Source organism: Streptomyces sp. NPDC104381 (assembly GCF_055583745.1).
In genome coordinates, this window is record NZ_JBVJNK010000011.1 from 199,839 (window position 1) to 225,665 (window position 25,827).

General features: G+C 71.3%; 26 protein-coding genes, 1 tRNA gene and 1 pseudogene. 15 read left to right on the plus strand and 13 right to left on the minus strand.

The genetic code is table 11. From position 1 onward, the window contains the following. Nucleotides 1-116 precede the first annotated feature (116 nt). On the plus strand, nucleotides 117-1,679 hold the full coding sequence (locus ACZ607_RS32410; protein ID WP_469740870.1) for an aromatic amino acid ammonia-lyase: 1,563 nt from the start codon (nucleotides 117-119) through the stop codon (nucleotides 1,677-1,679). A gap of 151 nt (nucleotides 1,680-1,830) precedes the next feature. On the opposite strand, the gene ACZ607_RS32415 is transcribed toward ACZ607_RS32410, so the two are convergent. From ACZ607_RS32415 to ACZ607_RS32425, 3 genes and pseudogenes are all read right to left on the minus strand, one after another. Further along, nucleotides 1,831-2,346: a DinB family protein gene (locus tag ACZ607_RS32415; protein WP_469740871.1), complete on the minus strand. Its 516-nt coding sequence runs from the start codon at nucleotides 2,344-2,346 to the stop codon at nucleotides 1,831-1,833. 68 nt (nucleotides 2,347-2,414) lie between these two features. Beyond that, nucleotides 2,415-3,686 (minus strand): GDSL-type esterase/lipase family protein, encoded by a 1,272-nt coding sequence (locus tag ACZ607_RS32420; protein ID WP_469740872.1) that lies wholly within the window; start codon nucleotides 3,684-3,686, stop codon nucleotides 2,415-2,417. 110 nt (nucleotides 3,687-3,796) lie between these two features. Further along, nucleotides 3,797-5,227: pseudogene (locus ACZ607_RS32425) on the minus strand (glycoside hydrolase family 30 protein); the annotation flags it as partial. Between the two features lie 442 nt (nucleotides 5,228-5,669). On the opposite strand from ACZ607_RS32425, the gene ACZ607_RS32430 reads away from it, so the two are divergent. Next, nucleotides 5,670-6,212 (plus strand): TetR family transcriptional regulator, encoded by a 543-nt coding sequence (locus ACZ607_RS32430; protein ID WP_469741035.1) that lies wholly within the window; start codon nucleotides 5,670-5,672, stop codon nucleotides 6,210-6,212. 142 nt (nucleotides 6,213-6,354) lie between these two features. Here the strand turns inward: ACZ607_RS32430 and ACZ607_RS32435 are convergent, their stop codons facing one another. Further along, nucleotides 6,355-7,104, minus strand: coding sequence for an SDR family oxidoreductase (locus ACZ607_RS32435; RefSeq protein ID WP_469740874.1), 750 nt, complete (start codon nucleotides 7,102-7,104; stop codon nucleotides 6,355-6,357). A gap of 273 nt (nucleotides 7,105-7,377) precedes the next feature. On the opposite strand from ACZ607_RS32435, the gene ACZ607_RS32440 reads away from it, so the two are divergent. Next, nucleotides 7,378-7,821, plus strand: a complete 444-nt coding sequence (locus ACZ607_RS32440) for an SRPBCC family protein (protein WP_469740876.1) — start codon at nucleotides 7,378-7,380, stop codon at nucleotides 7,819-7,821. A gap of 104 nt (nucleotides 7,822-7,925) precedes the next feature. Here ACZ607_RS32440 and ACZ607_RS32445 read toward each other — a convergent pair whose 3' ends face one another. Next, on the minus strand, nucleotides 7,926-8,216 hold the full coding sequence (locus ACZ607_RS32445) for a hypothetical protein (protein ID WP_469740878.1): 291 nt from the start codon (nucleotides 8,214-8,216) through the stop codon (nucleotides 7,926-7,928). Between the two features lie 143 nt (nucleotides 8,217-8,359). Here ACZ607_RS32445 and ACZ607_RS32450 point away from each other — a divergent pair, with 143 nt between their 5' ends. The 6 genes from ACZ607_RS32450 to ACZ607_RS32475 all read left to right on the plus strand — a co-directional run bounded on the left by ACZ607_RS32450 (nucleotide 8,360) and on the right by ACZ607_RS32475 (nucleotide 14,116). Further along, nucleotides 8,360-10,156, plus strand: a complete 1,797-nt coding sequence (locus ACZ607_RS32450) for an ABC transporter ATP-binding protein (RefSeq protein ID WP_469740880.1) — start codon at nucleotides 8,360-8,362, stop codon at nucleotides 10,154-10,156. A 396-nt stretch (nucleotides 10,157-10,552) separates the two neighbouring features. Beyond that, on the plus strand, nucleotides 10,553-12,523 hold the full coding sequence (locus ACZ607_RS32455) for a sensor histidine kinase (RefSeq protein WP_469740882.1): 1,971 nt from the start codon (nucleotides 10,553-10,555) through the stop codon (nucleotides 12,521-12,523). 7 nt (nucleotides 12,524-12,530) lie between these two features. Beyond that, nucleotides 12,531-12,965 carry a roadblock/LC7 domain-containing protein gene (locus ACZ607_RS32460; protein ID WP_099175471.1) on the plus strand — a complete coding sequence of 145 codons (435 nt, stop codon included), beginning with the start codon at nucleotides 12,531-12,533 and terminating at the stop codon, nucleotides 12,963-12,965. Between the two features lie 2 nt (nucleotides 12,966-12,967). Beyond that, nucleotides 12,968-13,339 (plus strand): DUF742 domain-containing protein, encoded by a 372-nt coding sequence (locus ACZ607_RS32465; RefSeq protein WP_099175472.1) that lies wholly within the window; start codon nucleotides 12,968-12,970, stop codon nucleotides 13,337-13,339. Then, entirely contained in the window at nucleotides 13,317-13,937 is a 621-nt protein-coding gene (locus ACZ607_RS32470; RefSeq protein WP_469740886.1) for a GTP-binding protein, read from the plus strand. The genes ACZ607_RS32465 and ACZ607_RS32470 overlap by 23 nt, the downstream gene beginning before the upstream one ends. Then, entirely contained in the window at nucleotides 13,934-14,116 is a 183-nt protein-coding gene (locus ACZ607_RS32475) for a hypothetical protein (RefSeq protein WP_469740888.1), read from the plus strand. Before ACZ607_RS32470 ends, ACZ607_RS32475 begins: the two co-directional genes overlap by 4 nt. A 25-nt stretch (nucleotides 14,117-14,141) precedes the next feature. On the opposite strand, the gene ACZ607_RS32480 is transcribed toward ACZ607_RS32475, so the two are convergent. Beyond that, on the minus strand, nucleotides 14,142-14,867 hold the full coding sequence (locus ACZ607_RS32480; RefSeq protein WP_469740890.1) for a TetR/AcrR family transcriptional regulator: 726 nt from the start codon (nucleotides 14,865-14,867) through the stop codon (nucleotides 14,142-14,144). 203 nt (nucleotides 14,868-15,070) lie between these two features. Here ACZ607_RS32480 and ACZ607_RS32485 point away from each other — a divergent pair, with 203 nt between their 5' ends. After that, nucleotides 15,071-16,018 carry an NAD-dependent epimerase/dehydratase family protein gene (locus tag ACZ607_RS32485; protein WP_469740893.1) on the plus strand — a complete coding sequence of 316 codons (948 nt, stop codon included), beginning with the start codon at nucleotides 15,071-15,073 and terminating at the stop codon, nucleotides 16,016-16,018. Nucleotides 16,019-16,036: 18 nt separating this feature from the next. Here ACZ607_RS32485 and ACZ607_RS32490 read toward each other — a convergent pair whose 3' ends face one another. Then, the gene (locus ACZ607_RS32490) at nucleotides 16,037-17,230 is read right to left on the minus strand and encodes a carbohydrate-binding protein (RefSeq protein WP_469740895.1); all 1,194 of its coding nucleotides are present in this window, start codon (nucleotides 17,228-17,230) and stop codon (nucleotides 16,037-16,039) included. A gap of 196 nt (nucleotides 17,231-17,426) precedes the next feature. Here ACZ607_RS32490 and ACZ607_RS32495 point away from each other — a divergent pair. After that, nucleotides 17,427-17,500, plus strand: a tRNA-Pro gene (locus ACZ607_RS32495). Between the two features lie 202 nt (nucleotides 17,501-17,702). Here ACZ607_RS32495 and ACZ607_RS32500 read toward each other — a convergent pair. Beyond that, nucleotides 17,703-18,293: a TetR/AcrR family transcriptional regulator gene (locus ACZ607_RS32500; RefSeq protein WP_469740897.1), complete on the minus strand. Its 591-nt coding sequence runs from the start codon at nucleotides 18,291-18,293 to the stop codon at nucleotides 17,703-17,705. A 99-nt stretch (nucleotides 18,294-18,392) separates the two neighbouring features. On the opposite strand from ACZ607_RS32500, the gene ACZ607_RS32505 reads away from it, so the two are divergent. Both ACZ607_RS32505 and ACZ607_RS32510 read left to right on the plus strand, forming a co-directional pair. Continuing rightward, entirely contained in the window at nucleotides 18,393-19,307 is a 915-nt protein-coding gene (locus ACZ607_RS32505) for an alpha/beta hydrolase family protein (RefSeq protein WP_469740899.1), read from the plus strand. Nucleotides 19,308-19,529: 222 nt separating this feature from the next. After that, nucleotides 19,530-20,063: a GNAT family N-acetyltransferase gene (locus tag ACZ607_RS32510; RefSeq protein ID WP_469740901.1), complete on the plus strand. Its 534-nt coding sequence runs from the start codon at nucleotides 19,530-19,532 to the stop codon at nucleotides 20,061-20,063. An 89-nt stretch (nucleotides 20,064-20,152) separates the two neighbouring features. Here ACZ607_RS32510 and ACZ607_RS32515 read toward each other — a convergent pair whose 3' ends face one another. From ACZ607_RS32515 to ACZ607_RS32525, 3 genes are all read right to left on the minus strand, one after another. Next, nucleotides 20,153-20,959 carry an SAM-dependent methyltransferase gene (locus ACZ607_RS32515; protein ID WP_469740903.1) on the minus strand — a complete coding sequence of 269 codons (807 nt, stop codon included), beginning with the start codon at nucleotides 20,957-20,959 and terminating at the stop codon, nucleotides 20,153-20,155. 87 nt (nucleotides 20,960-21,046) lie between these two features. Beyond that, nucleotides 21,047-21,298, minus strand: coding sequence for a DUF397 domain-containing protein (locus tag ACZ607_RS32520; protein ID WP_469740905.1), 252 nt, complete (start codon nucleotides 21,296-21,298; stop codon nucleotides 21,047-21,049). Next, nucleotides 21,295-22,161, minus strand: a complete 867-nt coding sequence (locus ACZ607_RS32525) for a helix-turn-helix domain-containing protein (protein WP_469740908.1) — start codon at nucleotides 22,159-22,161, stop codon at nucleotides 21,295-21,297. Before ACZ607_RS32525 ends, ACZ607_RS32520 begins: the two co-directional genes overlap by 4 nt. A 407-nt stretch (nucleotides 22,162-22,568) precedes the next feature. Between ACZ607_RS32525 and ACZ607_RS32530 the strand changes: the two genes are divergently transcribed. Together ACZ607_RS32530 and ACZ607_RS32535 are read left to right on the plus strand one after the other, a co-directional pair. Beyond that, nucleotides 22,569-22,949 (plus strand): ATP-binding protein, encoded by a 381-nt coding sequence (locus ACZ607_RS32530; RefSeq protein ID WP_469741037.1) that lies wholly within the window; start codon nucleotides 22,569-22,571, stop codon nucleotides 22,947-22,949. Continuing rightward, nucleotides 22,946-23,314: a hypothetical protein gene (locus ACZ607_RS32535; RefSeq protein ID WP_469740910.1), complete on the plus strand. Its 369-nt coding sequence runs from the start codon at nucleotides 22,946-22,948 to the stop codon at nucleotides 23,312-23,314. Before ACZ607_RS32530 ends, ACZ607_RS32535 begins: the two co-directional genes overlap by 4 nt. A 51-nt stretch (nucleotides 23,315-23,365) precedes the next feature. Here the strand turns inward: ACZ607_RS32535 and ACZ607_RS32540 are convergent, their stop codons facing one another. Both ACZ607_RS32540 and ACZ607_RS32545 read right to left on the minus strand, forming a co-directional pair. Continuing rightward, nucleotides 23,366-24,625 (minus strand): NADH:flavin oxidoreductase/NADH oxidase family protein, encoded by a 1,260-nt coding sequence (locus ACZ607_RS32540; protein ID WP_469740912.1) that lies wholly within the window; start codon nucleotides 24,623-24,625, stop codon nucleotides 23,366-23,368. A gap of 241 nt (nucleotides 24,626-24,866) precedes the next feature. Continuing rightward, on the minus strand, nucleotides 24,867-25,793 hold the full coding sequence (locus tag ACZ607_RS32545) for a DUF2510 domain-containing protein (protein WP_469740914.1): 927 nt from the start codon (nucleotides 25,791-25,793) through the stop codon (nucleotides 24,867-24,869). Nucleotides 25,794-25,827: the final 34 nt, after the last annotated feature.

Below are 25,827 nucleotides of genomic sequence, written 5' to 3' on the forward strand. Positions count from 1 at the left end.
GAGTTCTCGGTGACTGAATAGGTTGTCAATAGGTGGTCGCCGCTCAGGCGTAAATCCCTGGTTACGAGTGGTCGCAGGGCAAGACGATGCGCCCGATTGAGGAGGGTTTACGAGTGATGTCGTCTCGTATGCTGAACATGGCGGTCGACGACAACGGCGCGGTCGTCGCCCTCGACGGTCGCGGACTGATGGTCGCAGATGTCGTACGCATGGCCGAATCCGCCGCCAGGCCCGTTGCCGCGGCTGACGGGATGAAGCGCGTGGAGGCCTCCTGGACCGCCGCGCGGGAGATCGCCTCGTGGGGCCGCGTCTACGGCCGCTCCACCGGCGTGGGCGCTAACCGGAATGAGTCCGTTCCGACGGAGGCGGCCGCCGACCACGGACTCCGGCTGCTGCGCAGCCACGCCGGAGCGATCGGCGAGGAGCTGCCCGCGCGACAGGTCCGGGCCATGCTCGCCGTCCGCGCCAACCAACTGCTCGCGGGCGGCGCCGGCCTGCGCCCGACCGTCGTCACGGCGCTCTGCGAGGCCCTGGGGACGGGCGCCTACCCGAAGGTCCACGAGTTCGGCTCGGTGGGCACCGGCGACATCGCCGCGCTCGCACAGATGGGACTCGCGCTGGCGGGCGAACACCCCTGGCAGGGCACGGGGGCGGCCCCCGACCCCCAGCCCCTGGACAACAACGACGCACTCGCCCTGATCAGCAGCAACGCTCTCACCCTCGGTCAGTCGGCGCTCGCGGTGCACGAACTCCGGGGGCTGATCGCCGCCACCCAGGTGGTGGCCGCGCTGTCCCTGATGGCGATCGACGGTTCGTACGAGGCGTACGCGCTGCCCGTGCACGAGGCGCGGCGGCACGCCGGTTCGTACGCCGTCGCGGAACGCATGCGGCTGCTGCTCGGCGCGCCCGACCGCCCCACGCCGCCGCTCGGCCGGATCCAGGACCCGTACGGCTTCCGCTGCCTCCCGCAGATCCACGGGCCCGCGCACGACGCGGCGGACGCGCTGGAGGACGTCCTCACGGTCGAGATGAACGCGGCGGCCGAGAATCCGCTGATCTCGGCGGACGACATGGCGGCCTACCACCACGGTGGCTTCTACCTCGCCCAACTCGCCCTGTCCCTGGACCATTTCAGGCTCGCCGTGTCGCAGGTGGCGCGTCTGTCGACCTCACGGCTGTCCTCGCTGAACGAACCGGGCTTCACCCGCCTGCGACCCTTCCTCGCGGACGGCGAGCCGGCGTCCTCGGGTGTGATGATCCTCGAATACGCGGCCGGGGCGGCACTCGGCGACCTGCGGGCCTTCTCCGCGCCCGCGTCGCTCGGTCACGCGGTGCTCTCGCGGGGCGTCGAGGAGCAGGCCAGCTTCGCCTCCCTGGCAGCACGCCAGACCTTGCGGGCCTGCGAGGCCTACCGGCTCGTCGTGGGTTGCGAACTCGTCGCCGCAGTACGTGCGTTGCGCCAGCGCGACATGCGGCTCGACCCCGGGCTGCCCGTCGGCCGCGCCTTCGAGCTGGCGGACGCGGTGCTCGACGCGGAGCTGGCCGACCGGCCGTTGACGGACGACGTGACGGCGGCGGCCGGACTGCTCGACCGGTTCACCGACCTGTGGCTGGGACTCGGATCCACGGATGGAACGGCCTTCGACGGCCGGGGCGCGGTGCGGGACACACTCCCGTAAGGCCCGCGTGTGCGCACGTGGCGGGTTCCGCGGGACGGAACGCCGCGGCGGGCACGGAGCGTGGGAGGCCGTCGGACACGACCGCCCCGGCAGCGCCGGTCCGGTGAGGGACCCGGGCGCGTCCGGGGCGGGGCCGCCGCGTCGGTCCCGTTCAGACGCCGGTCCGCCCGTCGACGAGTTCACGGACGACGTCGAGGTGACCGTTGTGGCGGGAGGTCTCCTCGATCATGTGGAGGATCACCCAGCGCAGGTCCACACGGCGGCCGTCGCCGATGGGACGCTCGGCCTTGGTGTCGAGGTCGGTCCCGGCCACCAGACGCCGGTAGCGGGCGCTCTGCTCCTCGTACTCCGCGAGCAACTGCGCCAACGGGATGTCGGTGGCCAGCCGCATCTCGGGGTCGGGGTCGTCATCGGTCGCCTCGGTGAGCGGACCCACCTGCTTCTCGCCCAGGAACATCACCTGGAACCAGTAGTTCTCGACCCATCGCAGATGGTTGATCAGCCCGCACACCGTCATCATCGGTGAGTCCGGCAGAGGGGCCTTGCGGGCGTTCTCCGCGGACACACCCTCACACTTCGCCCGTGCCGTGGCGCGGGCGTAGTCCAGGAAGGTGGCCAGTTGCGTACGCTCGTCCCACGTGGGAGGCGTATCGGTTCGTTGAGTCATCGCAGGTAGTCTCACCCAGCTCGGAGCAGGTGTCGAGGCATTACCCGAACGGGCCGTCGGGACGGCCCTCAGCGGGCCTGCCGGGTGATCATGGGCAGGGAGACGAAGTCCGCGAGTGCCTGCTGGCCGGCCACGTTGACGTGTATACCGTCACCGGTGTCGTAGGCCGGGTCGATGCTGTTGGGCTTCACCGGGTCCTTCAGCACCTGGTCGAAGTCGATCACACCGTCGCAGGTGCCGGAGCAGTCGCCGCCCTTCTTCACGAAGCCGGCCACCGTGTGCCGTTCCCGGTTCGCGGTGTCGCCGTAGCCCGGGCGCGGCGTTATCGGAGTGACGTACACCTTGATCCCGGCGGCGTGCAGGCGGGCGAACGTCTCGCGGTAGCTGCCGATGATCTGCGCGGCGTCGCATCCCGCCGCGAGGTCGTTGGTCCCGTAGTAGAAGAGCACGCCACGCACCCCGTGCAGGGACAGCACGTCCCGTTCGAGGCGGGCCAGCGAGTCCAGGCCGCGGAACTGGTCGGCGGTACCGGGGCAGTCGGCGTAGCTGGTGGTGCCGATGACGCCGGCGTTGGCGACGGCGAACCGCCGGTCCGCGGGAAGCTCCTGGCCGGCCCGCCGGGCCAGGTCGTCGGTCCAGCGCCGGTTGTTGCCCAGCTCGGTGCAGCCGGGCCCGCAGTTCGTACTCCCGGTGCCGTCCACCACGGAGCTGCCGTAGGCGACGAGCGTGCCCGCGAGCTCCTTGTTGCGTACGTCCACCGCGCTGACCAGATAGGTCGACTCGACCTTCTCGGTGTACGCCGCTCCGCTCTCGTCAGCGGTGCGGTCGCCGGATCCCGGCGCGGAGAGGTAGTTGGTGCGGAAGGCGGCCTCGTGGCGGCCCGCGCCCGCCTCGCCCGACACCGCGAGGGAGACCGCGACATCGCCCTGTGCCCGGGTCGTCAGGGCCACCGTGTCGCTCCAGACCTCACCCCCTGCCGGGACGGTCACCTTTCTCCGCCCGTCGAAGGTGACCGTTCTGGGTTCGCCCGTCAGCGCCGCGTTCGTACCGCTGCTCGGCGCGACCGTGGCGGCGTCCAGGGTCAGCGGGCTCGTGCCGAAGGTGTTCTGCACCCGGATCCGCAGAGCGTCCCCGCCCTGGCTGAGATGGCTGATCATCCGGACCGACTGGTCGCGCAGGGGCGTGGGTGCCAGGCCGTGCGGGGGATTGGCCCATGAGGTGTGCCAGGCGGCGCGCGGGGAGGTCTGAGGTGCGCGGGATTCCTGCGCCCCGGCTGCCGCGACGGTCGCGGTGCAGGTCAGAGCGGCTGCGAGGATCAGTGCCCACGAGGCTCGGGACATGGGTGCTCCTTCGGGGTGGGGTGGAATGGCGGTGGGGCCCGCCCGCCCGGCGCGGCGACCCGCCGGGCGGCGTCGGGACGGGCGGACCCCGGTCGGGTGGATCAGGGCTGCCAGGTGAACGTGGCCACCGCGCCCGCGGGCAGGGTGTACGTCAGCGAGCGGCCGTCGTCCGTGACCGAGAACTGCTGGGCGGACGAGCCCGTGTTCACGGCGTACAGGACGCGTTCGCCGTCCGGGTTCTGGAAGGCGACGTTCTGGATCGTGCCGTCGCCCGTGGAGCCGATGCGGCTCGCGCCCACGTCCACGAACTTCGACAGGTGGCCGAGGGTGTAGTACTCGGCGTTGAGCGTGACGTCACCGCCCGCGATCTCGACCACGCCGTTGCAACGGGTCGAGCAGTTGCCCTGGTGCGGGCCGCCGTTCGCGTCGAGAGCGAGGTTCCAGTCGACGACGGTCTCACCGCCGGAGCGCATGTTCCGTACGACCAGGTTCTCGGCGTGCCACTTCAGGGTGTCCTTGAAGGTGTCGGCGGTGTTCTCGGAGTCGGTGCCCGAGCACTCCGTGAAGAAGACGCGCTTGCCCGCGTCGTGGACCTGCTGCTGGGCCTCCGGGGTTCCTCCGTAGCAGTGGAAGGCGGCACCGATCAGCCGGGACATGCCGGACGTCCGGTCGAAGACGTCGAGCGGGTAGCCCGGGTGGTCCCAGTTGTGGTCGTAGGCCAGGAGGTTGGTGTCCAGACCGTTCTCCGTGAGGGTCCGGTCCAGGACCTTCAGGAAGTCCGCCTGCTCGGAGGAGGACATCGACATGGAGGGGTAACTCGTCTCCAGCTCCGGCTCGTTCTGCGTGGTGAGGTCGGTGAGCTCGATCCCCTCCGCGTCGTACGCCTTGACCGCCTTGACCAGGTAGTCGGCGTAGTCCTGGTAGTGGGCGGGGTCGAGCTTGCCGCCCTTGAGGTCCTTGCCGGTCTTCATCCAGGCCGGTGCGGACCACGGTGTACCCATGAAGCGGATCGAGGGGTTGACCGCCTGGGCCTGTCTGACGACGGGGATGGTCTCCTTCTTGTCGCGGTCGATGGAGAACGCCCCCTGGGTGTCCTCGTACGTCGTGAAGGTCCCGTCGGCGTTGAAGTCGCTGCTGCCGAGCGGCTGGCGCAGGTAATTCAGGCCGATCCCGTCGCCGTCCCGGGAGAAGAGCGACGCGAGCAGGGAGTCCCTCGTCCCGGCCGGAAGCTGCTGGATCAGATGGGCCGAGGCCTCCGTCACCGAGGCGCCCGCGCCGGTGAACCTCTGGCCCGTGGCGGACGGGTCGACCGTGATGTCCGTCGACTGCGGACTGCCGGTGAAGGGGGTGGTTCCGGCGTCCGCCAGCCTGCTGCTGCCGTCCGGAGTGGTGATCCACACATGGGCGGTCTCGGCTGCCGACGCCGGGGGATCGCCGTGGGCGGCGTAGGTCAGGCCCGTGCCGGTGAGGGCGAGAGCGGCCGCGGTGACCGCCGTCCTCGTGGCTCTCGACCGGATACGGGTGCGTGCGTGTGCTCTCATGGTGCGGCTCCTTCGACTGCGGTGGGGCGCGTACGGGCTGTGCCGCCAACTCCTGTCATCTCATGGGTGGTCGGTTCCGGAGGTCGCGATCGCTGCGGTGGGGCGCGTGATGTCCCGGACGCCGGTGATCGTCGGGGTGGAGCCCGACGGACAGAAGGTGCCCATCCTGAAGTGCCGTGCCCGGCAGGCCGGTTGAGGTCCGCCCAAGGCCGGATCTTCGTCCTGTACATGCAGAGTCAGGGACGTCATGGGCGGCATGTAAGCACGCTTACCGAGTACTTAGTAAGTAGGTGTGCACAACTTCTTCTGCCGGGAGCGGGTCCGGCCTAGACTCCGCCGGGTGAGCACCGACAAGGCGGCACCGACCGCACCCCGGGCCGGCCGCAACGGCCGTCGTGAACGCAGTCCCGCCGCACAGGAGCGTCACGACGAGATCCTCGGGATCGCCATGGAGACCTTCGCGGCCCGTGGGTACGGCAAGGCGTCCCTGGCGGAGATAGCCGACCGCGCGGGCCTGACCCAGGCCGGGGTCCTGCACTACTTCCACTCCAAGGCCAACCTGCTGACCGAGGTCCTCGACCTGCGCGACGCCACCGACATCGCCGACCTCGGCCCGGAGCGCCCCCGCGGCCTGGCGTTCCTCCGGCACCTGGTGGACACGGCACGCCGCAACGCCGAGCGTGAGGGCATCATCCGCCTGTACGCGGTGCTGTCGGCGGAGAGCGTCACCGACGACCACCCCGCCCAGTCCTACTTCCGCAACCGTTACGCCGGTCTGCGCGACCTCGTGGCCGAAGCGCTGACGGAGGCATGCGCACAGGGAGAGACCCGCGAGGACCTGGACGTCAGGGGGGCCGCGAGCGCGATCGTCGCCGTCATGGACGGCCTCCAGGTGCAGTGGCTGCTGGAGCCGGGGGCCGTGGACATGGCGGCGTCGACGGACCGGGTGATCGAAGCCCTGCTGGAGAGCATGCGGGAGGGGTGAACCAGGGCGGGTGTGCGGACGCACCGCGCACCCCACCGCCGTCGGAGCGGCTGACGAGGCGCGGTGAGAACGTCTTCTTCGAGCACCGACGGGCCGCCCGCCCGGGCCGTCGTGACGTACGGGCTGCGGCGTGCGCCCCGCGTCAGGCGGAGTCCCCGCGTGCCGCCAGCCAGTCCGCGTACCGGGTGGGGGCGAGCGAGGCGTCGTCCTTGCCCGTGAGGGCGTCCCCGCGCACCACGGCGAACATGCCGGCGGAGTCGTCCGTGACGACCGTACGGCGGTCGGAGCCGGCCGCGAGTGTGATCCTTCCGAGCTCGTCGAGAGGGAAGACCTCGGGGCCCGCGATGTTGTGGATCCCCTGCAGCGGAGGCCCCACGGCGACCTCGGCCACCGCGTCGGCGACCTCCTGGGCGGCGATCGGCTGCATCGGGGTGGCGGGCAGCCGCACGGTGTCACCCTCGGTGGTCCAGCTCATGACGGAGTCGATGAACTCCATGAACTGCGTGGCGCGGACGATGGAGTACGGGATCGGGCCCGCCGCGAGGATCTCCTCCTGGAGGACCTTCGCGCGGTAGTAGTCCAGTTCGGGCACCTGGTCCACGCCGACGATGGACAGGACGACGTAATGGCGCACCCCCGCCTTCCGGCCGGCGTCGAGCAGGTTGTCCATCGACTGCCGGAAGAAGGCGGGGGAGGCCTCGTCGAAGGTCGGCGAGTTGGTCACGTCCACGATGACGTCGACCCCGGCCACCGCGGAGTCCAGGCCCTCGCCGGTGATGATGTCCACGCCGGTCGACTTCGAGTGGGGCACCGCCTCGTGTCCGTCGGCGTCCAGTTCCCGGACGACCTTCGACCCGATCAGTCCTGTGCCGCCGATCACCGCGATCCTCATGACGACTGGTCCTTCCTCCGGGGGACGGCGTACGCGTCCCCGCTGCGGTTCACCCGTCCGTGCAGTCCACCGATCCACTGAAACACGGGCGTCCCCCGACCGCACACGCTCGGCCCTTCGCCCCTGCGGCCGGGCGGCCGACGGACCCGGCGCGCGGCGCACGGGCGCGGCGCCCTGTGACCGACGTCCGGCGGAGGGTGTGCGTGCGCCGCCGACTATCGGGTAGTCGGCAGCGCAAGGCGTAACCGAGCGAAAAGATAGGGGTTGTTCTCCATGTCCTCCTCCCTCGTCGAGACCGTCGACATCAAGGCGCCGGTCAGCGTCACCTGGGCCCTGTGGAGCGATGTGACGCAGTGGCCGAAGTTCCTGAGCCATGTGCGGCGCGTGGATCCGATGGACGAGCGCCGGTTCTCCTGGCAGCTGTCCCTGCCCGGCGCCGACAAGGGCTTCGTCGCGGAGCTCACCGAGGTCGTCCCGCAGGACCGGATCGCCTGGAAGACGATCGAGGGCGTGCACCACGCGGGCGTGGTCACCTTCCACCGGCTGGACGACACCTCCAGCCGGGTCGCCCTGCAGATCGAGTACGACCCCAGCGGGTTCGTGGAGCACCTGGGCGCCCTGACCAACCTCGACTCGGCCCTCGCCAACTACGACCTGGGCGAGTTCCAGAAGCTGGCCGAGACCACGGCGGCGGGCAACGGCCCTCGGGGGCTCTGACCGCGCCGCCCGTACACCGCGCACACGGGAACGGCCCGTACGCACCGTCGAGGTGCGTACGGGCCGTTCCCTTCCGCCGTCGCCGTGGAGCGCCCGGCAGGACGTCAGTGTCGCGACGGCGTGGTGGAGGCGGAGCGGTCGCCGGCGGGCTCGCCCTCGGCGTCCACTCCGCCTTCGTGCGGCGCCCCGTCCGTCCGGCCGGGCGCCTCGTCCGTCTCGCGGGCCTCCGCGGTCTCGCGTGCGGTGCGCAGCGGCGACTGGGTCCATTCGGCGAACCACCAGACGCCGGCCACCACGCACGCCCACAGGAGCCCGCCCCGCACCGCACTCGGCCACGGTGCCTGCTCCGCCCATCGCTCGACGGCGGTCAGCACCACCCAGCCGCTGAGCAGCACGGTCAGAACTCGTACACGCCTATACCTGAACATTCAGGCCCGCTACCCGGTCGGCGAGGGATTACGCAGCGTGATCCCGAAGGATTGTCTCTGCTCGTGGAACGGGGGTTGTCGGCAGTGCCGGGAGCAGGTGGGATGAAGCCATGAAGAAAGCGCTTTCACCGCTCTCCGCCGAACCCCTGGCGCCCTTCGACCACCTGGATCACCGCTACCGCGGCGAGAACCCGGTCCGCACCCTCGGCCATCTCTTCCGCCCCGACCGCGGCCGGCTGGCCCTGGCGGTCCTCATCTTCGTCGTGAAGCACAGCCCCATCTGGCTGCTGCCGCTGATCACCGCCACCGTCCTCGACGTGGTCGTCCAGCACGGTCCCGAATCGGGGATCTGGAAGTCCACCGGCGTCCTGCTGTTCATCCTCGTGATCAACTACCCGCTCCACCAGGTGTACGTGAGGTTCCTCGGCGGCAGCATCCGCCGCATGGGCACGACCCTGCGCTCGGCGCTCTGCCGCCGCATGCAGCAGCTCTCCATCGGCTACCACGCGCGGGTCAGTTCGAGCGTCCTCCAGGCCAAGGTGGTCCGTGACGTCGAGGCCGTGGAACAGATGGTCCAGCAGAGCTCCGACATGGGCCTCGGAGCCGTCGTCACCCTGATCGGCGGACTCGTCGTCATCGGCGTACGGGTGCCCGAGTTCCTGCCGCTCTTCCTCGTCGTGGTGCCCGCGGCCGGTTTCCTCGTGATGAAGCTGCGCAGCCGGCTCCGCAGCCACAACGAGTCCTTCCGCCGCGAGGTCGAGCATCTCTCCTCCCGCGTCGGGGAGATGACCACCCTGATCCCCATCACCCGGGCCCACGGCCTGGAGCGGACCGCGCTCGGCCGGGTCGACGGATCGCTGCGCCAGGTCTTCGCGGCCGGACTGCGGCTCGACATGATCAACGGCCGTTTCGGGTCGCTGGCCTGGGTCATCCTCAACACGCTCGGAGTCCTCTGTCTCTCGGGCTCGGCGCTCGTCGCCTACCACGGCTGGATGCCCATCACCGCCGGGGACGTCGTGATGCTCAGCGCCTTCTTCACCGTGCTGACCGGTTCCGTGACGACCCTGCTGGGCCTGGCCCCCGTCCTCACCAAGGGCCTGGAGTCGGTGCGTTCGGCGGGCGAGGTGCTGCAGGCGCCCGACCTGGAGAACAACTCCGGCAAGGCGCGGGTCGAGCAGGTCGTCGGCCGTATCGACTTCGAGGACGTCGGGTTCGCGTACGAGAACGGGGAGCCGGCGGTCGACGGGTTCACCCTCTCCGCGCGCCCGGGCGAGACCATCGCGCTCGTCGGGGCCTCGGGCGCCGGCAAGTCCACGGTGCTCAACCTGCTCATCGGGTTCATCAGGCCCACCTCGGGCCGCATCCTGCTCGACGGCACCGACATGGCCGGGCTCGATCTGCGGACCTACCGGCGCTTCCTGTCGGTGGTGCCCCAGGAGTCGATCCTCTTCGAGGGCAGCATCCGCGACAACGTCACGTACGGCATGGGGGACACGGACGAGGAGACGCTGATGCGCGCTCTCCGGGACGCCAACGCGCTGGAATTCGTGAACGGTCTGCCGCGCGGACTGGACACGGTCATCGGGGAGCGCGGCGCGCAGCTGTCGGGCGGCCAGAAGCAGCGGCTCGCCATCGCCAGGGCGCTGATCCGCGATCCCAGGGTGCTGGTCCTGGACGAGGCGACCTCCGCGCTGGACAACCGCTCCGAGGCCCTGGTGCAGGAGGCCCTCACCCGGCTCGTGCACGGCCGGACCGTCTTCGTCGTCGCCCACCGGCTCTCCACGATCCAGGGCGCCGACCGCATCGTGGCCATGGAGGGCGGCAGGATCGCCGAGGTGGGGACGCACGAGGAACTGCTGGGCGCGGACGGCGTGTACGCGGGGCTCCAGCCCGCCCGCCCGAGGTGACCCGGCCGCCCGCGACAGGGCGGCCGGAAGGAGCGGGGAGCACCGGAACACCCGGCGCTCCCCGCTTCTTCCGCTCCGTACGCGCCCTCCCTCGGGCCCGCCGGCCCACCCGGCTGATTCGAGCACCTGGACGATGCCCGGTCGTACGTACGGAGTTGGTGGTGGGCGGATTCGGCTGCCCGTGCGAGGCCTCATACCAGAGCGGGACGCCTGGCGGGCAACTTCGACAACTGCACGCCGAGCGCGGGCGATTGACGACTACCGTGTGTGTCCGGTGATCAACGGTGGGCTCATATCGGTCGGGCCTGCTCCAACCGTTGACCCGGGCCTGACCGACCACCGTAGGTGTCACCACACGAATGCCGATTCCTGGTGCCCCACGTACCGAGGACGATGATGTCTCAACTTCGCGCACCCACCGCGCGACCGGAACGCCGCGAAGGCGGGCGGCACGGCCGTCCGGGTGGCCGTTCGCACTCGGCCGCGAGCCGGCCGCGTGCCGCGCAGCCCGCCCCCGACAGCCGGCTGCGACCACAACTGCTGCGTACCGCCCTCCTGCCGACCGTGGCCGCGCTCCTCAGCGGAGCCGCGGCCGTCCTCTTCACCATCCGGTCCTCCGGGGTGCGCCCGTCCGGCAGTCTCCTGGCGGCGCTCGGCGGATCCGGGGCCCTGGCCGTGGCGGCCGTGGCGGCGGCCTTCCTCGGCGCCGGCCGGGTCGCCACCGGGGTGCACGACCGCACGCTCGCGCTCCGGCGCACCGGCGCACAGCACCGGGCCGAGCTCCAGCGCGTGGTGGAGCAACTCCGCGACGGAGAGCCCCTGCCCGCCCGGCCGTCCGCACCGGCGGCCGCCGGCGACGCCGACGCCTTCGACCTCCTCGCCCAGGAGATGGCCCGCTCGCAGGACGACGCGGTGGCGGCCGTCGTCCAGGCCTCGCAGCTGTTCCGCGGCAACGGCAACGAACAGAAGGTCGAGGTCTTCGTCAACCTCGCCCGCCGGCTGCAATCCCTCGTGCACCGCGAGATCCAGATCCTCGACGAGCTGGAGCACGAGGTCGAGGATCCCGACCTGCTCAAGGGCCTCTTCCATGTGGACCACCTCGCCACCCGCATCCGCAGGCACGCCGAGAACCTCGCCGTGCTCGGCGGCGCCGTCTCACGGAGGCAGTGGAGCAACCCCGTCACCGTGACCGAGGTGCTGCGCTCGGCGATCGCCGAGGTCGAGCAGTACCCCCGGGTCAAACTGGTCCCGCCGATCGACGGCACCCTGCGCGGGCACGCGGTCGCCGACGTGATCCACCTCCTCGCCGAACTCGTCGAGAACGCCACGGTGTTCTCCGCCCCGCACACCCAGGTCCTGCTGCGCGCCCAGCGCGTCACCGCCGGGCTCGCCCTGGAGGTGGAGGACCGCGGGCTGGGCATGCCAGGCCCCGAGCAGAAGCGCATGAACACGCTGCTCGCCGACCCCGACCAGGTCAACGTCGCCCACCTGCTGCAGGACGGGCGGATCGGACTGTTCGTGGTCGCCTCGCTGGCCCGGAGACACGGCATCGCCGTACGGCTCCAGAGCAACATCTACGGGGGCACCCAGGCGGTCCTCGTGCTGCCCGAGATCCTGCTGGGCATCGACATCGATGCCACGACGGCTCCCGCCGCGGAGACGGCCCCGCCGGCCGGGGCCCACGGCACACCGCCCGGCGTCCCGCCGCAGGCAGCGGGCCGGCCCCCGCTGCGGCTGGACCGGCCGCCCCGGCAGGACCTGCCGCAGGGCGAGGCCCCGCCGCTCCCGCTCCGTGCCGAACGGGTCGACCGTCCGAACCCGGCCGCGTCCCCGCCCGTCACGGCCGCCGCTCCCGCTCCGCCGGCCGCACCCGCCCCCTCGGTCGAACCCGCCCCGGCCGCCGGGTCCGTCGCGTTCGTCCGGTCCGCCGCCGACGCCGGAGCCCCCGCCGAGGAACCCCCGGCAGCCGTGGCCGGCCCCGAGCGCCCCCAGCTGCCGAGGCGCAGCAACCAGGAGCACCTGGTCCCACAGCTCAGGGAGGCCCCGGTCCCGCGCGCCGAGGACGACAACGCCCTGCACGACCCGGGGCTGATGGCCGCCTTCCGGCGCGGGGTCGACCTCGCCGAGGCGCAGACCGCGGAGGAGCCGGAGACACCGGACGCGTACGGCGCACCGGATGCCGCCGAGCCCGCTCCCCCCGGACCCGCCGTCACCGTCGGGCCGCAGCGGTCACACGGTCTCGCCCCGCTGCCCTTCCGCGGCTCCACGACCACCGCGACAGCCGGTACCGAGCAGGTGGACCCGGGGCACCTGGGCCCGCAGACGCCCGAACCGGATCCACGTACCGAGAACATGTTCAAGGAGTAGATGCACCATGACGACCGAAATGCCGTCCGGTCAGGTCTCGGACCTCGACTGGCTGCTCAGCGGCCTGGTCCAACGCGTGCCCTACACGCGCAGCGCCGTCCTCCTCTCGGCGGACGGCCTGGTGAAATCCGTGCACGGCATGGACGCCGACAGCGCCGATCACATGGCGGCCCTCGCCGCCGGCCTGTACTCGCTCGGCCGGAGCGCCGGTGCCCGGTTCGGTGACAACGGCGACGTACGACAGGTCGTGGTCGAGCTCGACTCGACCCTCCTGTTCGTCTCCACCGCCGGCTCCGGCACCTGTCTCGCCGTCCTCGCGGGCCGCGAGGCCGATGCCGCCGTCCTGGGCTACGAGATGGCCATGCTCGTCAAGAGCGTGCGCCCCTACCTGATGACGCCGCTCCGGCAGCCGGCCGGAGCGCCGTTCACCCCGGGGCTGTGAGGATGCCGGCCCCGCAGGACGGGCCGTTGCTCGACGACGCGGCAGGCCGGCTCATCCGCCCGTACACCGTGAGCAACGGCCGGACCAGGCCGACCACCGTGCTCGACCTGCTCTCCCTGGTGATGGCCACGGGGAGCGAGCCCCAGGTCCACCTCGGCCCGGAACACACCGTGGCCCTGGAGCTCTGCGGCGGACCCACGTCCGTGGCGGAGATCGCCGCCCATCTCCGGCTGCCCGCCGTCATCACCAAGGTCCTCCTGTCCGACCTGGTCGACTGCGGGGCGGTCACCGCGCACGCCCCCGCGTTCCATGACATGCCAACCGACCGATCCCTGCTGGAGGCAGTGCTCGATGGTCTACGACGACAGCTCTGACAGCTCCGGAAGCTCCGAATACTTTCCCGTGGCCCTCAAGGTCCTGGTCGCGGGCGGATTCGGCGTCGGAAAGACGACGTTCGTGGGCGCCGTCAGCGAGATCGCACCGCTGAGCACCGAGGAGCTCCTGACCCAGGTCAGCGCGGCGACCGACAGCCTCGAAGGCATCGAGTCCAAGTCGGCCACCACCGTGGCCATGGACTTCGGCCGGATCACCCTGTCCGAGCAGCATGTGCTCTACCTCTTCGGCACCCCCGGCCAGGAGCGCTTCTGGTTCATGTGGGACGAGCTGTCCAAGGGGGCCCTCGGAGCGATCGTGCTGGCCGACACCCGCCGGCTGGCCGAATGCTTCGCGGCCGTCGACTTCTTCGAGCGCCGTGGCATCGGATTCGTCGTGGCGGTCAACGAGTTCGACGGCGCCTACCGCTACGAACCGGAAGAGGTGCGGGCGGCCCTCGACCTCGGACGCGAGGTGCCGGTCGTCCTCTGCGACGCGAGGATCGCCAGTTCGGGCACCGGGGCACTGGTCACCCTCGTCCAGCACCTCATCAACGCCACGGCCCCGGCGCCGCTCTCGGGTTTCGGAGCCCATCCGTGATCCCGCACGGGACGGGACGGCCGCTGCTCACCCCCGTCGGCCGGGACGGCTCCGGCCGGACCGCACGGCTGCGGAGACTCGGCCGGGGGAGCGGCGCGACGCCTGGTTCGAGCACCATCGAGCTGCCGGCCCGGGAGTCCGTCGTACAGATCGAGTGCCGGGAGGGCCTGCGCCCCTGACCCCGGAGCGCTTCGGAGCGCGTGTTCAGTCCAGCGCGAACGCGTCCGCGAGCAGGTGCAGTTGTGTCGCGAGCAGGGTGTCGCCCCGGTGTCCCATCCCGGCGAACTGTCCCGCCGTCTCCAGCCCGACCGACCCGTGCAGCTGCGCCCATACGAGCACGGCGCCCGCCAGTCCGTACGCCGCGCGGCGCGTGTCCGAGGCGGTGCGCGGGGCATAGCGGGCGACCCACTCGCGGACCCCCGCGTCCGCCGCGAGCCAGGCCTCCATCTCGGCCACCAGCGCGGACACGCTCGCTCCGGGCGATCCGTCCGCGAACAGCGGCAGGAACGGGCCGAGCACCGCCCGGGCACGGTCCCGGGTGTCGTCGGGGGCGACATACCCCGGCACGGGAGCGCCCTGAATCAGCAGGTAGCGGTGCGGCTCCGCAGCCGCCCAGACACGGTAGGCACCGCCCAGCGCGTGCAGCCGGTCGCGTGCGCTCCGCCCCGCCTCCTCCGCTGCCGCCGCCGCATCGGCGACCGCGGTGGCCGCGTCGTCGTACGCGTCCCTGATCAAGGCGCTCAGCAGATCGTCCCGGCCGGCGAAGTACCGGTAGAGCGCCGGGCCCGAGAGGCCCATCTCCTTGGCGATGCGGGTCAGCGCGAGGGCTCCGGCTCCCGATTCGGCCAGCTGCCGCAGAGCCGTGTCCTTGATCTCGGACCGGGTCTGCTCCCGGTACCTGGCGCGGGGGCCTTCCTGGGCCGGTGCCATCGCGGGCTCCTCTTCTCGCTGGGTTCGTTCGGTTCGTCCCGTACGACGGGCGGCCGGCTCGACGACCGCCTGCTAGACGCGCTCACTTCCGTTACGGAGCCTAACAAGGGTGGCCGGAGCGCATTGCTATGGATCATCGCAAGAGTTACTGTCTCTAACAAAAGTAAGGGCGTGTAATTCTCGCTGAGTCGAAGGGGCACACCATGACCACCGCACCCGCACTCCACACCGTTCTCGGCGCCGGACCGGCCGGCACCACGCTGGCCGGGGAGCTCGCCGCCCGCGGCCACCGGGTCCGCCTCGTCGACAGGAAGGGGGAGGGCCCCGAGGTCGGGGGCGTCACCCGGTTCGCGGCGGACGTGGCCACCTTCGAGGGCGCGCGCGAGGCCGTCGAGGGAGCGGCCGTCGTGTACCACTGCGTCAACGTCGGATACCACCTGCAGGTCGAGGTGATGCCCCGCATCCAGGAGGCCGTCCTCGCGGCGGTCGGGGCAGCGGGCGCCCGGCTGGTCGTCCTCGACACGCTCTACCCGTACGGAGAGACGCACGGCGCCGTGATGACCGAGGACACCCCGTGGAACGCGACCAGCAGCAAGGGCGTGATGCGCGCGGAGCTGGACGCCCGCTATCTCGCCGCGCACGCGGAGGGGCGGGTCCGCGTCGTCCTGGGCCGCTCCGCCGACTTCGTCGGACCCGGGGTGCTCAACTCCACGCTGGGCGGTGCCGTCTTCCCCGCGGCGCTCACCGGGGGCCGGGTTCCGGCCCTCGGCGACATCGATCTGCCGCACAGCTACACGTACATCGGTGACGTCGCGGCCGGACTCGCCACCCTCGGCGAGCACCCGGACGGCGACGGACGCGTCTGGCACCTTCCCACGGCTCCCGCGCTCACCACACGGCAGATCCTCGCGATGATCGAGGAGCGGGTCGGCCGCCCCCTGGACCTCACGGTCATCGCCGAGCCGCGCCCGTTCGGCCCCTTCGACGACGTGTTCATGGCGGCGTACGCCGAGATGTTCTACCAGCACACCGAAGGCCAGACCGTCGACTCCTCGGCGATGGAGAAGGCCTACGGACTGGCGCCCACCCCGCTCTCCGACACCCTGGATGCCACCCTCGCCTGGTACCGGGCCTTCCTCGCCGCGCACTGAGCGCCCTCGCCGCCACCGTCAGGGGGATGCGGCGCCCCCGATGCCCGGCCCGTCGAAGCGCAGCCAGTCCACCGTGAACAGATCCGGCCTCTCGCTGCTCCACGCCGGGTTGGTGAACACCACGTACAGCGGCGCGCCGCCGGCGCGGTTCTTCAGCGCGGCCGTCGGTGACACGGCCGCCGCGCGTCCCGTCGCCCGTCCGTCGGCGCCCGGGACGGTCAGCGAGCCGAGGAGGGTGCCGTCAGGGGAGCCGGCTCGGAACTCGACCGTCCCGCCGGTCCCGCAGGGCGTGGCTCCGACCGTCACCGACCGGATGTCCCTCAGGTCCACCGGCTCGAACGCGACCCAGTCCCCGTCCTCGATCTCGGTCAGCGTCCTGCCGCCCGAAGCCCCCGGACGGCTGCCCGTCACCACTCCGCCGTGGGCACCCCCGGTCGAGGTGAACCGCTCCGCCTCCTGGAAGGCCGGACGCAGGGTGAGAGAGGCTGAGCCGGTCAGCTCCGGGACGCCCGGGGCGCCCTTGTCCGTGTACCGCACCGTGACCCGTCGGGGGCCGGACCGGGAGGCGTTGCCGACGGGCGCCATGGTGATCGAGCCCCGGCAGCCCGGTGAGCCGGCGAGGGGGTGCAGCACACCGGTGTCGCCGGTCTGCGAGCGCACGACGATCCGGGAGCAGTCGACCGGGGTGTCCCTCCCGTCCTCGGCGTCCGCCACCTCCACAGTGAAGGCGAGGGCCCCGCCCGGCCGGAAGAAGCCGCCGTCCTGAAGGTGGCGGACCGTGAGCCGGGGCCGGGAGTTGCCGACCGTGATCTCCTGGCCGGCCGTGGCCGTCGTGCCTCCGGGACCGGACACCGTGAGGCGGGCGGTGAACCGCCCTCTCGTGCGATAGGTGTACGAGGGGTTCGCCTCGGTGGAGTCGGTGGCGCCGTCACCGTCGAAGTCCCAGGCGTAGCCGACCGGGCCGCCATGGGGGATCCCGGAGCCGGCCCCGCTGAAGGACACGGTCAGCGGGGCGGGCCCGTTGTCGCGGTCGGTGGCGACGGCGGCGCCGGGCAGCCGGCCGCGGAAGGAGTCGGCCGGGCCCCTCGGGAACGAGGCGGCCGTGACCGAGCCGATGATCAGTGCGAGAAGAGCGACGAGGGCCATGAGGGCGATCGACGCCGGGGGAGCGGCGTGGGACTCGGGGCTCCTGCGTAACGGGCGGCTGCTCATGAGGGCGCTCCCGGTGCGGTGGGGGGGGGGCCGGGCAGGGTAGAAAGCGCTTTCTGATGTGCGTGGTTCAGGTTAGGTACGCGGCAATGCCGGGTCAATGGGCAGGGCGCGGGAATCGGGTTCGTGAGCACCCGGGTAAGTGCGGTATTGTTCTCATGCGCGTTCGGCCAGGGGAAACCCCAGGTCAGACGGGCACCGGGACGTGGCGCAGCTTGGTAGCGCACTTGACTGGGGGTCAAGGGGTCGCAGGTTCAAATCCTGTCGTCCCGACTGGAGACAGTCGTGGCTCAGGGCCGGTATCGGAGCAATCCGATACCGGCCCTGAGTCGTTTCTGGGGGCCAGCGGGGGGCCAGCCTCCTTGACCGGCGTCAGCGGGGTCATGGCGACCGGGCTCGGCGGGGGGCCCGGTGTGCGGAGCGCCGCTGCCGACCTGATCGCCCAGGAGCATGAGGGCGAGGCGGGTCTTCGTCGTCAGGCCGCCACGGGGCCGTCCGGGGGCATGGTCGTCCGGCAGCCGGCAAGGAGTCGGACGACCATGGTCCGCGCGTGCTCACGGTCGTATCCCGGGCCCAGGATGCACAGGTTGCCGACCGCTCGCATCAGTGTGTACGCGGTGACGTCCGGGTCGAGCTCGCCCCGGGCCGTCGCGGCGTCGAGGAGCGAGGCGCAGGCCGGGACCAGTGTGTCGAGCATCAAGGAGTGCAGGCTCTGCAGGCTGGGGTCCTCGGACTGGAGTGCCGCCCCCAGTCCGTGCTTCGTGACGAGGAACTCCACGAACGCGTCCATCCATCGCGACAGGGCCTCGCCCGGCCTCGGCGACCCTGCGAGTTCGGCGGCGAGTTGCGCGCACTCGTCCACCTGGTGCCGGTAGACGGCGACGACCAGCTCCGCCCGGGTGGGGAAGTGGCGGTACACGGTGCCCAGGCCCACGCCGGCCCGGCCGGCGATGTCGCGGATGGGTGCCTGGACGCCTTGCTCGACGAACACCTGCGCCGCGGCCGCGAGCAGGGACTGGCGAGTGCGCTCGGCGCCCGCCGCTCTGGAGCTGGCCGACCGGGACAAGATCTCACCTCTGGTTCGCGGAACGTTGTTCCGCTAATGTGGGCGGAACGTTGTTCCGCCAAGTATGCGGCACGCGCCTTTCCCACAGAAAGTCCGCACATGTTGACTCCTGCGCAATCCCGGACGAAGACCGTCGCGATCAAGCCCATCACCGTTCCCACCGGTGACCGGTCGGTGCCCCTGCAGGTCAAGGTGACCGCACCGGCCGAGGGCCGCGGCCTTCCGGTCATCGTGTTCTCCCACGGCAACGCGTGGTCGATGGACGGCTACGAGCCGCTGGTCGACCGCTGGGCCGCCGCCGGCTTCGTCGTGGTGCAGCCGACCCACCTGGACTCGCGCCGCAACGCCATAGGGTTCGACGATCCGCGCTTCGGCACCATCTGGCGCGTGCGCATCGATGACCTCCACGCGGTGCTGGACCACCTCGACGCCATCCTGGCCGAGGCGGACGACCTGATCGACCGCGCCGACCGGACGAGCGTCGCCCTCGTCGGACACTCCTGGGGAGCCCAGACCGTCGGCACCCTGCTGGGCGCCCGCGTGTTCGACGCCCAGGGCACGGCGGGCGAGGACTTCTCCCACGGCGGAGCGAAGGCGGGTGTGCTCATCGCGGCGACCGGCACGGGCGACTCGCTCACGCCGTTCGCCGCCGGGCACCTGCCCTTCATGAGGCCGGGCTACTCCACCATGACCACGCCGGCACTCGTCATCGCGGGCGACAAGGACCAGTCGACGATGTCCACGCGGGGACCGGACTGGTTCCTCGACGCCTTCGACCTCAGCCCCGCCCCCAAGCGCCTCCTCGTCGTCCCCGGCGGAGAGCACACCCTGGGCGGCATCGCCGGGGAGGCCGTGAGCGAGACCACCGACACGGACGCCGGCCGGGTCGCCCTCGTCGCCGACGCCGTCACCGCGTACCTCCTCGACGCTCTCGACCGCGACCCCGATGCGTGGTCCCGCTTCCGTACCGACACCGAAGCCGTCGAGAAGGCGTCCTTCCAGCACAAGGACTGACCCGGCCCGGTACTGCCCCGGCCCGTCCCGTCGCGCGCCGCACGGCAGCGGCGGGCCGGGAGGCCTCTCGCACGCACCGTGCCGGTAAGAGCTCGTCACGCGATGGTGGTGGGGCGCGGTCTACCCTTGTCGGGGTGTCGTCCCTCGCTGCTGGCCGAGGCTTTTCATGCCCGGAAGCAGATCGTCCCGGGCTGAAGCCGACCACCCTCACCACGGAGTCTCGTGCCAGACATCTCCCTGCGTCGCGCAGACCTTGCCGACAAGCCCACAATTGAACGCCTGTGGCTGATGTTCCGTCATGACATGTCGGAGTTGGAGGGCGACCTGCCCAACCCTGACGGATCCTTCCCGGACGAATGGCTTCACATGGCCTTCTCCGAACCCGATCGGGCCCCGTATCTCCTGACGAGCGGTGACCGGCCCATCGGGTTCGCGTTCGTCCGCGGTCTGAATGGTCCGACGCGCGTGATGAACAGCTTCTTCGTGGTGCGCGGGGCACGACGGGCGGGGACCGGGATGCACGCTGCTCGGGGCATCGTGGCTCGGCATCCGGGGCCGTGGGAGATCGCGTTCCAGGATGCCAACCCGGGCGCGGTGTCGTTCTGGCGTCGCGTCGCCACAGAGATCACCGGCGACGACTGGACCGAGGAGCGCAGACCGGTACCGAACCGGCCTGACCTGGCACCTGACGTCTGGATCTCGTTCCGTACCAAGGCGGGATCAAGCAACGGTCGCCCTGGCGACGACGGCGCGTAGGCGCTTGTCGTCGGCAGGGCGGTTGCACCAGGTGATGTGGCGGCGTCCACGCGCCATCGCCAGCAGGGCAAACGTTGCTCGATGCGGCACTAGCGCTTGATGCCCACGCCCGCCAGCAGGCTGATCTCCGCGTCCGGGATCTCCTCCCCGCCCTCGCCGCGCCAGCGGTGGCAGCAGCAGATGCCGGGCTCGATCAGGTCGAGCCCGTCGAAGAAGCGGCGGACATCGCTGTGCGAGCGGAACTGCACCGGAGTGCCGGAGTTGGTGTAGGCCTCCGCGACGTTGTTCCAGGTCTCGGGGTCGAAGTCGGGCGTGCAGTGGTTCATGGCGAGTGTGCTGCCCGCCGGGAGCGGGTCGAGCAGCCGACGCACGATGGCGTACGGATCGTGAGGGTCGGTGACGAAGTGCATGAGCGCGTTGAGGGTGAGGGCGATGGGCTGGTCGAAGTCCAGGACCTCGGAGTCCTCCACGGCGCTCATCAGCGCGTCGGGGTCGGTGACGTCGGCCTCGATGTAGGCGGTGCGGCCCTGCGTCGTGCTGCGCATCAGGCGCTCGGCGTACTTGAGGACGAGAGGGTCGTTGTCTGCGTACACGACGCGGGCGTCACCGGCGACGGACTGGGCGACCTGGTGCAGGTTGGGCTCGGTCGGGATGCCCGTGCCGATGTCGAGCCACTGGCGGATGCCGTGCTCCTGCGCCAGCACGCGGGTGGCCCGGTGCATGAACGCGCGGTTCTCGCGGGCGGTCACCGGAAGGCCGGGGTGCGCCTTGGCGGCGAGCAGGGCCGCCTCCTTGTCTACCTCGAAGTGGTCCTTGCCACCGAGGAAGTAGTCGTACATCCGGGCCGAGTGCGCCCTGCTCGTGTCGAGATCCCGGCCGGCCTGCCTGGTGCTCATGTTCTCCCCTTCACGTGTGCGTCTGTCGGCCCGCGGGCCTGTACGGGGCCGGTATCCCCGGCCCGTTCCCTGCTGCTCGCCGCCGGTTCACCCGGCGGCCAAGTGATCGGCCAGGCCCTCTTTGACCCCGCGGACGAACGCGGCGATCTCCTCCGGCGTGTAGATCAGCGCCGGTCCTGCCGGGTCGGTGGACTGCCGTATGGCCACGCGGCCGTCGGCGAGTTGTTTCGTCTCGACGCACTGACCGCCGTTCGGCCCGCTCCAGGGGCGCTCCCAGCCCTGCTCCCCGAGGTTGTGGGCCGGCATGCCGTTGTAGACGCCCTCGTCGATGATCGTCATGTGTACTCCTTGCGCATGCGGTTCAAGAGCGCCCTGCTGTCCTCGGACGAGGTCAGGAGCGACATGCGGGTGTGTGCCTCGAGATGGGAGACGACGTCCGCGCGCTGGTCCAGGTAGACGGAGGCGGAGAGGAGTTCGCTGTAGACGATGTCGGGCAGTTCGGGTTCCTCGAACCGGAAGTAGGTGAACGGGGCACACGCTCCGACGTGCGCGCCCGCGGTGAAGGGCACGATGTCGAGGCTGATGTGGGCGAGCTCGGAGACGTCCAGGAGCCGTTCGAGCTGCTCCCGCATCACGTGAGGGCCGCCCACCACCCGGTGCAGGACGGCTTCCTCCATGACCACCCACAACGTGGGCGCGTCCTCCCGCTCCAGCAGGCTCTGACGGCGCAGCCGCAGCTCCACGCGGCGTGCGAGCTCGTCCTCGGTGCCGTTCGGTAGTCCGCCGCGCAGTACGGCGTGTGCGTAGTCAGGGGTCTGCAGAAGGCCGGTGACGTACTGGGGTTCATAGGTGCGAAGGGTCCTGGCGCCGGCCTCCAGGCTGACATAGGCCGTGAACCAGCTGGGGACGGCGTCGCGGTAGGAGTGCCACCAGCCGGGCTTGTTGGCCTGCTCGGCCAGGTCGACGAACTCGTCGATCTCACGGCGGTCGGCCCCGAAGGTCTCCAGGAGCTTCTCCACGTAGAGAGGCTTCAGCGCGACCTCGGCCTTCTCCAGCCGACGGATCGTCAGGGTCTGGACGCGCAGCGCCTTCGCCGCGTCCTCCAGCGTGGCACCGGCGCTCAGCCGCATCTCCTGCAGCCGACGGCCGAGGATCATGCGCAGGACGGTCGGCGCGCTGGTGCCAGACCGGGCTTCGCTCACGCCCAACCTCCTGATGGGTCATCAATAGCGCCATTCTTACAGCGATTTGATGTCGTCGCCAGGGTGATACCCGCTCTTCTGAAATTATCAGGGAGTCGGTTGCAGCGTGTGCCCTATCACGCGCATAGTGGTCGCGTGAGCGGTCAAGGCACAGCGAGGACACACGATCCGGCGCGAGGCGAGCGCGCGATGCCGCTGCCGCCGTCGGCGCCCCGTCGCTGGGCGCTCGCCTCGGCGTATGCCACTCACCGCTCGAGTTGCAGCCCCGAATCCCCCCACCGCGCCCCGCCCCCCTACGGCGCTGGAAGGCGACACCCGTGACTCTGTCCCCGCACTCGACCCCGGCCTCGACCCCCGCTTTAGCCGAGGCCGCCCCCCGCCGGGAGTACTGGTTCGGCCTGCCCGCCCTGCGTACGAGCGCGAGATCCGCCCGCGACACCGTGCGCGACCTGCTCCGCGTGTGGAGGCTGCCCGGCGACACCTGCTGCGACGCGGTGCTGCTGGTCTCCGAGCTGACCACGAACGCAGTGCTCCACACCGGCAGCGGTCATGTCCTCTGCGGCCTCACGCTGACCGGCGGGGGGCGGCGCCTGCGCATCGAACTCCACGACGAGGGCAGCACCCCGGTCCGCCTGCCCGAGCACCCTGCCGGCCCCGATGCGGAGAGCGGCCGTGGGCTGCTGCTCGTCCAGCAACTCGCGGACAGCTGGGGCTCCGCACGCTCGACACGGGCCGAAGGCAAGGTCGTCTGGGCGGAGTTGGCGGCCCACTCCGGAAGTCGCCCATGACCGCGCCCGGGGGATCCGTCACTCCCGTCGTGCTGTACGTGTGCGCCGACCGGGCCACGGAGGTGCCCGGGGACGCCACGCAGCGCGCGCAGAGGGAAGGCCGCGCGTTCGCCCGGGAGCGCGGGCTGACGATCGCCGAGGTCGTCACCGACACGTACGGTGAGCCCGATCCGGCACGGCGCAGAGGGTGGCGGCGGGTGAGGGAGCTCGCCCAGTCGGGCCACCTCGCGGCTGTGCTCGTCCGCTGGCCCAGCGCCATCGCCCCGGAGTCGGCGCGTGAACTCCGGCATCGCGAGGCGGCCTGGCTCCACGACCAGGGCGTGAGCGTCCGGTACACCTGGGCGCCCTTGTCGTCGGGGGGCTGAGGGCGGACCCGCTGCGCTCACGGCGGCCAAGCCCCCGGCATGCCGGTCCGGCTACGCGGGACGGTTCGCCGCCCCGGTGCCCCGGGCCGACAGCCAGGCACGGTAGCGGCGCAGGGACCCGCGCTGCTTCCACTGGTCGGCGAGCAGGGTGTACGCGGGATGGATCCGGGGCCTGGCGTCGACTCCACGCGCGAGGCGGCCCAGCTGGTGGCGGACCTGCGCCATTCCCGCGGCCGAGGCGAGGGCCTTGTCGGACCAGGTCACCGGCGCCAGCTGCCGGTCGGCTTCCCGGCGGGTCCTCCAGCGGTCGGGCAGGTCAGGGGTGACGGCGAGGGCGGTGCCCATGCCGACGACCGCCACACCGCTGTCCAGGACCCGCTCCGCGGTGGCGCGCCGGGTGATACCGCCGGTGAGCATCAGCGGGAGAGGGCTGGTCCTGACCAGGTCCTTCGCCAGGTCCAGGAAGTAGGCCTCCCGCGCCTGGGTGCGTGCGTCGGCCGAGCGGCCGGTCATCGCCGGGCTTTCGTAGCTCCCGCCCGACAGCTCGACCAGGTCGACGCCGAGGGGGTCGAGCATCTCGATGACCTGACGGGCGTCGTCGGCGTCGAACCCGCCGCGCTGGAAGTCGGCGGAATTGAGCTTGACGGCGACCGCGAAGGACGGTGAGACGGCGGCACGGACGGCGCGCACGACGTCGAGCAGCATCCGCGCGCGGTTCTCCAGCGACCCGCCCCACTGATCGGTGCGCGTGTTGACCAGGGGGGAGAGGAACTGGGACAGCAGATAGCCATGGGCGGCGTGGACCTCCACACCGTCGAAGCCCGCCTTCTCGGCACGGTGCGCGGTGACGGCGAACCGGGTGACCGTCGCATCGATCTGTGCGGGGGTCATGGCGGTCGGACGGCCGAACCGGCCGCTGTGCCGGCCGAGGTCGACACCGACGTCGGAGGGCCCCCACACGACGCCGGGCATGCCGGACGCCACCTGGCGGCCGGGGTGGTTGATCTGCATCCACAGCCTGCCGCCGCCGGACCTGCCGGCCTCGGCCCACTCGGTGAACGGCTTCAGCGGCGCGTTCTCGTCGAGCACGACCCCGCCGGGGCCCGTCAGCGCCTCGGCGTGCACCATGACGTTCCCCGTGATCAGCAGCCCGGTGCCGCCGGCGGCCCAGCGCCGGTAGAGGGTCAGCAACCTCTGACCGGGCAACTGGCCCTCGCCCGCCATGTTCTCCTCCATCGCCGCCTTGGCGATCCGGTTGTCCAGCACCTGGCCGGAGCGCAGGTGCAGCGTCGAGAACAGCTCGCTGGTCATCCCGGTCCTCCCGTTCGTCTCTGTCGCGCACGATGTATGCATCGCTCACATTAGACGAGGATGTAAGCATTGTGAACATGAGGGAGTGTGACCTGTGCCGCAGGCCGGGACGTACCACCACGGCGATCCGCGCACCACCTGCCTGCGTGTCGCGACGGTCCCCTGTCACCCCTGCGCCGGCCGAATGGATCGAGGCCGTACCGGACGCGTCCGGTACGGCCTCGATTCGTGGGCGGAATGTTCAGGCGGTCTCGCCCGTGCCGGAGCCCGAACCTGACCCGGCCGATTCCTTGATGCCCTTGGTGATGTCGTCCAGGACGGAGAGCTTCGGGGCCTTGGCGTTGACGTCGAAGCCCGAACGGACCATCACCAGCATGCTCTTGACGTTGGGGGACGGGAACGCGAGCGACTCGACGTATCCGTCGTCGCCGTTCTTCGTCACCACCTTCCAGCGCACCAGGTAGCCCTTCTGCCCGGCGACCGTGACGGCCTCGGACTTGAGCTCCTCGTGCGACGTGATGCCGCCGTAGATCTCCTCGCCGTACGACTCCTCGGCGTTGGCCTTGATGTCGGCCTCCGCCGCGGCCTTCGCCGTGGTCGCCTCGATCTTCAGGGCCTGGGCCGGAGCGGAGAACACCCCGCCGCGCACGCACGTCTGGGACTCGTCGCCGGGGCAGGTGTACTCGCCGGTCGTCACCCCGGCGCCGACCGGCCCGGACTGACCGGTCCAGCCGTCCGGCACGGGGATGCTGATGCCGCTGGCCGCGTCGGTGGCGTAGCCGTCCTCGGTCTGCGGCAGCTGCTGGTCGGGGCTCTGGCCGCCGTCCTCCCCGCCGCTCCCGCCGCCGTTCCGGCCGCCGCCGTCCTGCCCGCCGTCGTCCGGTGCGCCCGGGAGGCGTGGGCTCTCCGACGGGGCGGGGGCCGTGGCGGACGTGTCTCCGCCGCCCGAACTGTCGCCCAGCAGGTACGCGCCGCCACCGACGGCCGCGAGTACGACGATGCCGGCGGCGATGCCCGCGCCGATGCGTATGCGGCGCTTCCGGACCGTCGCGGGAGGTATCCGGAGCTGGTCGGTCCAGTGGCTCCCGTCCCACCAGCGTTCGTGAAGGGGGCCGATTCCTGAGTGCCCGGGGTCTGGATGCCAGCCGGGCGGGGTCGTCTGGGTCACGCGAGAACCCTAGGCGCCCTGGCTGAGAATCCTA

What these genes read in the sequence shown, in the direction of transcription:
- ACZ607_RS32410 (WP_469740870.1), top strand. Translation starts at nt 117, where the DNA reads ATGTCGTCTCGTATGCTGAACATGGCGGTCGACGACAACGGCGCGGTC.
- ACZ607_RS32415 (WP_469740871.1), bottom strand. Translation starts at nt 2,346, where the DNA reads ATGACTCAACGAACCGATACGCCTCCCACGTGGGACGAGCGTACGCAA.
- ACZ607_RS32420 (WP_469740872.1), bottom strand. Translation starts at nt 3,686, where the DNA reads ATGTCCCGAGCCTCGTGGGCACTGATCCTCGCAGCCGCTCTGACCTGC.
- ACZ607_RS32435 (WP_469740874.1), bottom strand. Translation starts at nt 7,104, where the DNA reads ATGAGGATCGCGGTGATCGGCGGCACAGGACTGATCGGGTCGAAGGTC.
- ACZ607_RS32440 (WP_469740876.1), top strand. Translation starts at nt 7,378, where the DNA reads ATGTCCTCCTCCCTCGTCGAGACCGTCGACATCAAGGCGCCGGTCAGC.
- ACZ607_RS32450 (WP_469740880.1), top strand. Translation starts at nt 8,360, where the DNA reads ATGAAGAAAGCGCTTTCACCGCTCTCCGCCGAACCCCTGGCGCCCTTC.
- ACZ607_RS32455 (WP_469740882.1), top strand. Translation starts at nt 10,553, where the DNA reads ATGTCTCAACTTCGCGCACCCACCGCGCGACCGGAACGCCGCGAAGGC.
- ACZ607_RS32460 (WP_099175471.1), top strand. Translation starts at nt 12,531, where the DNA reads ATGACGACCGAAATGCCGTCCGGTCAGGTCTCGGACCTCGACTGGCTG.
- ACZ607_RS32465 (WP_099175472.1), top strand. Translation starts at nt 12,968, where the DNA reads ATGCCGGCCCCGCAGGACGGGCCGTTGCTCGACGACGCGGCAGGCCGG.
- ACZ607_RS32470 (WP_469740886.1), top strand. Translation starts at nt 13,317, where the DNA reads ATGGTCTACGACGACAGCTCTGACAGCTCCGGAAGCTCCGAATACTTT.
- ACZ607_RS32480 (WP_469740890.1), bottom strand. Translation starts at nt 14,867, where the DNA reads ATGGCACCGGCCCAGGAAGGCCCCCGCGCCAGGTACCGGGAGCAGACC.
- ACZ607_RS32485 (WP_469740893.1), top strand. Translation starts at nt 15,071, where the DNA reads ATGACCACCGCACCCGCACTCCACACCGTTCTCGGCGCCGGACCGGCC.
- ACZ607_RS32490 (WP_469740895.1), bottom strand. Translation starts at nt 17,230, where the DNA reads ATGAGCAGCCGCCCGTTACGCAGGAGCCCCGAGTCCCACGCCGCTCCC.
- ACZ607_RS32505 (WP_469740899.1), top strand. Translation starts at nt 18,393, where the DNA reads ATGTTGACTCCTGCGCAATCCCGGACGAAGACCGTCGCGATCAAGCCC.
- ACZ607_RS32515 (WP_469740903.1), bottom strand. Translation starts at nt 20,959, where the DNA reads ATGAGCACCAGGCAGGCCGGCCGGGATCTCGACACGAGCAGGGCGCAC.
- ACZ607_RS32520 (WP_469740905.1), bottom strand. Translation starts at nt 21,298, where the DNA reads ATGACGATCATCGACGAGGGCGTCTACAACGGCATGCCGGCCCACAAC.
- ACZ607_RS32535 (WP_469740910.1), top strand. Translation starts at nt 22,946, where the DNA reads ATGACCGCGCCCGGGGGATCCGTCACTCCCGTCGTGCTGTACGTGTGC.
- ACZ607_RS32540 (WP_469740912.1), bottom strand. Translation starts at nt 24,625, where the DNA reads ATGACCAGCGAGCTGTTCTCGACGCTGCACCTGCGCTCCGGCCAGGTG.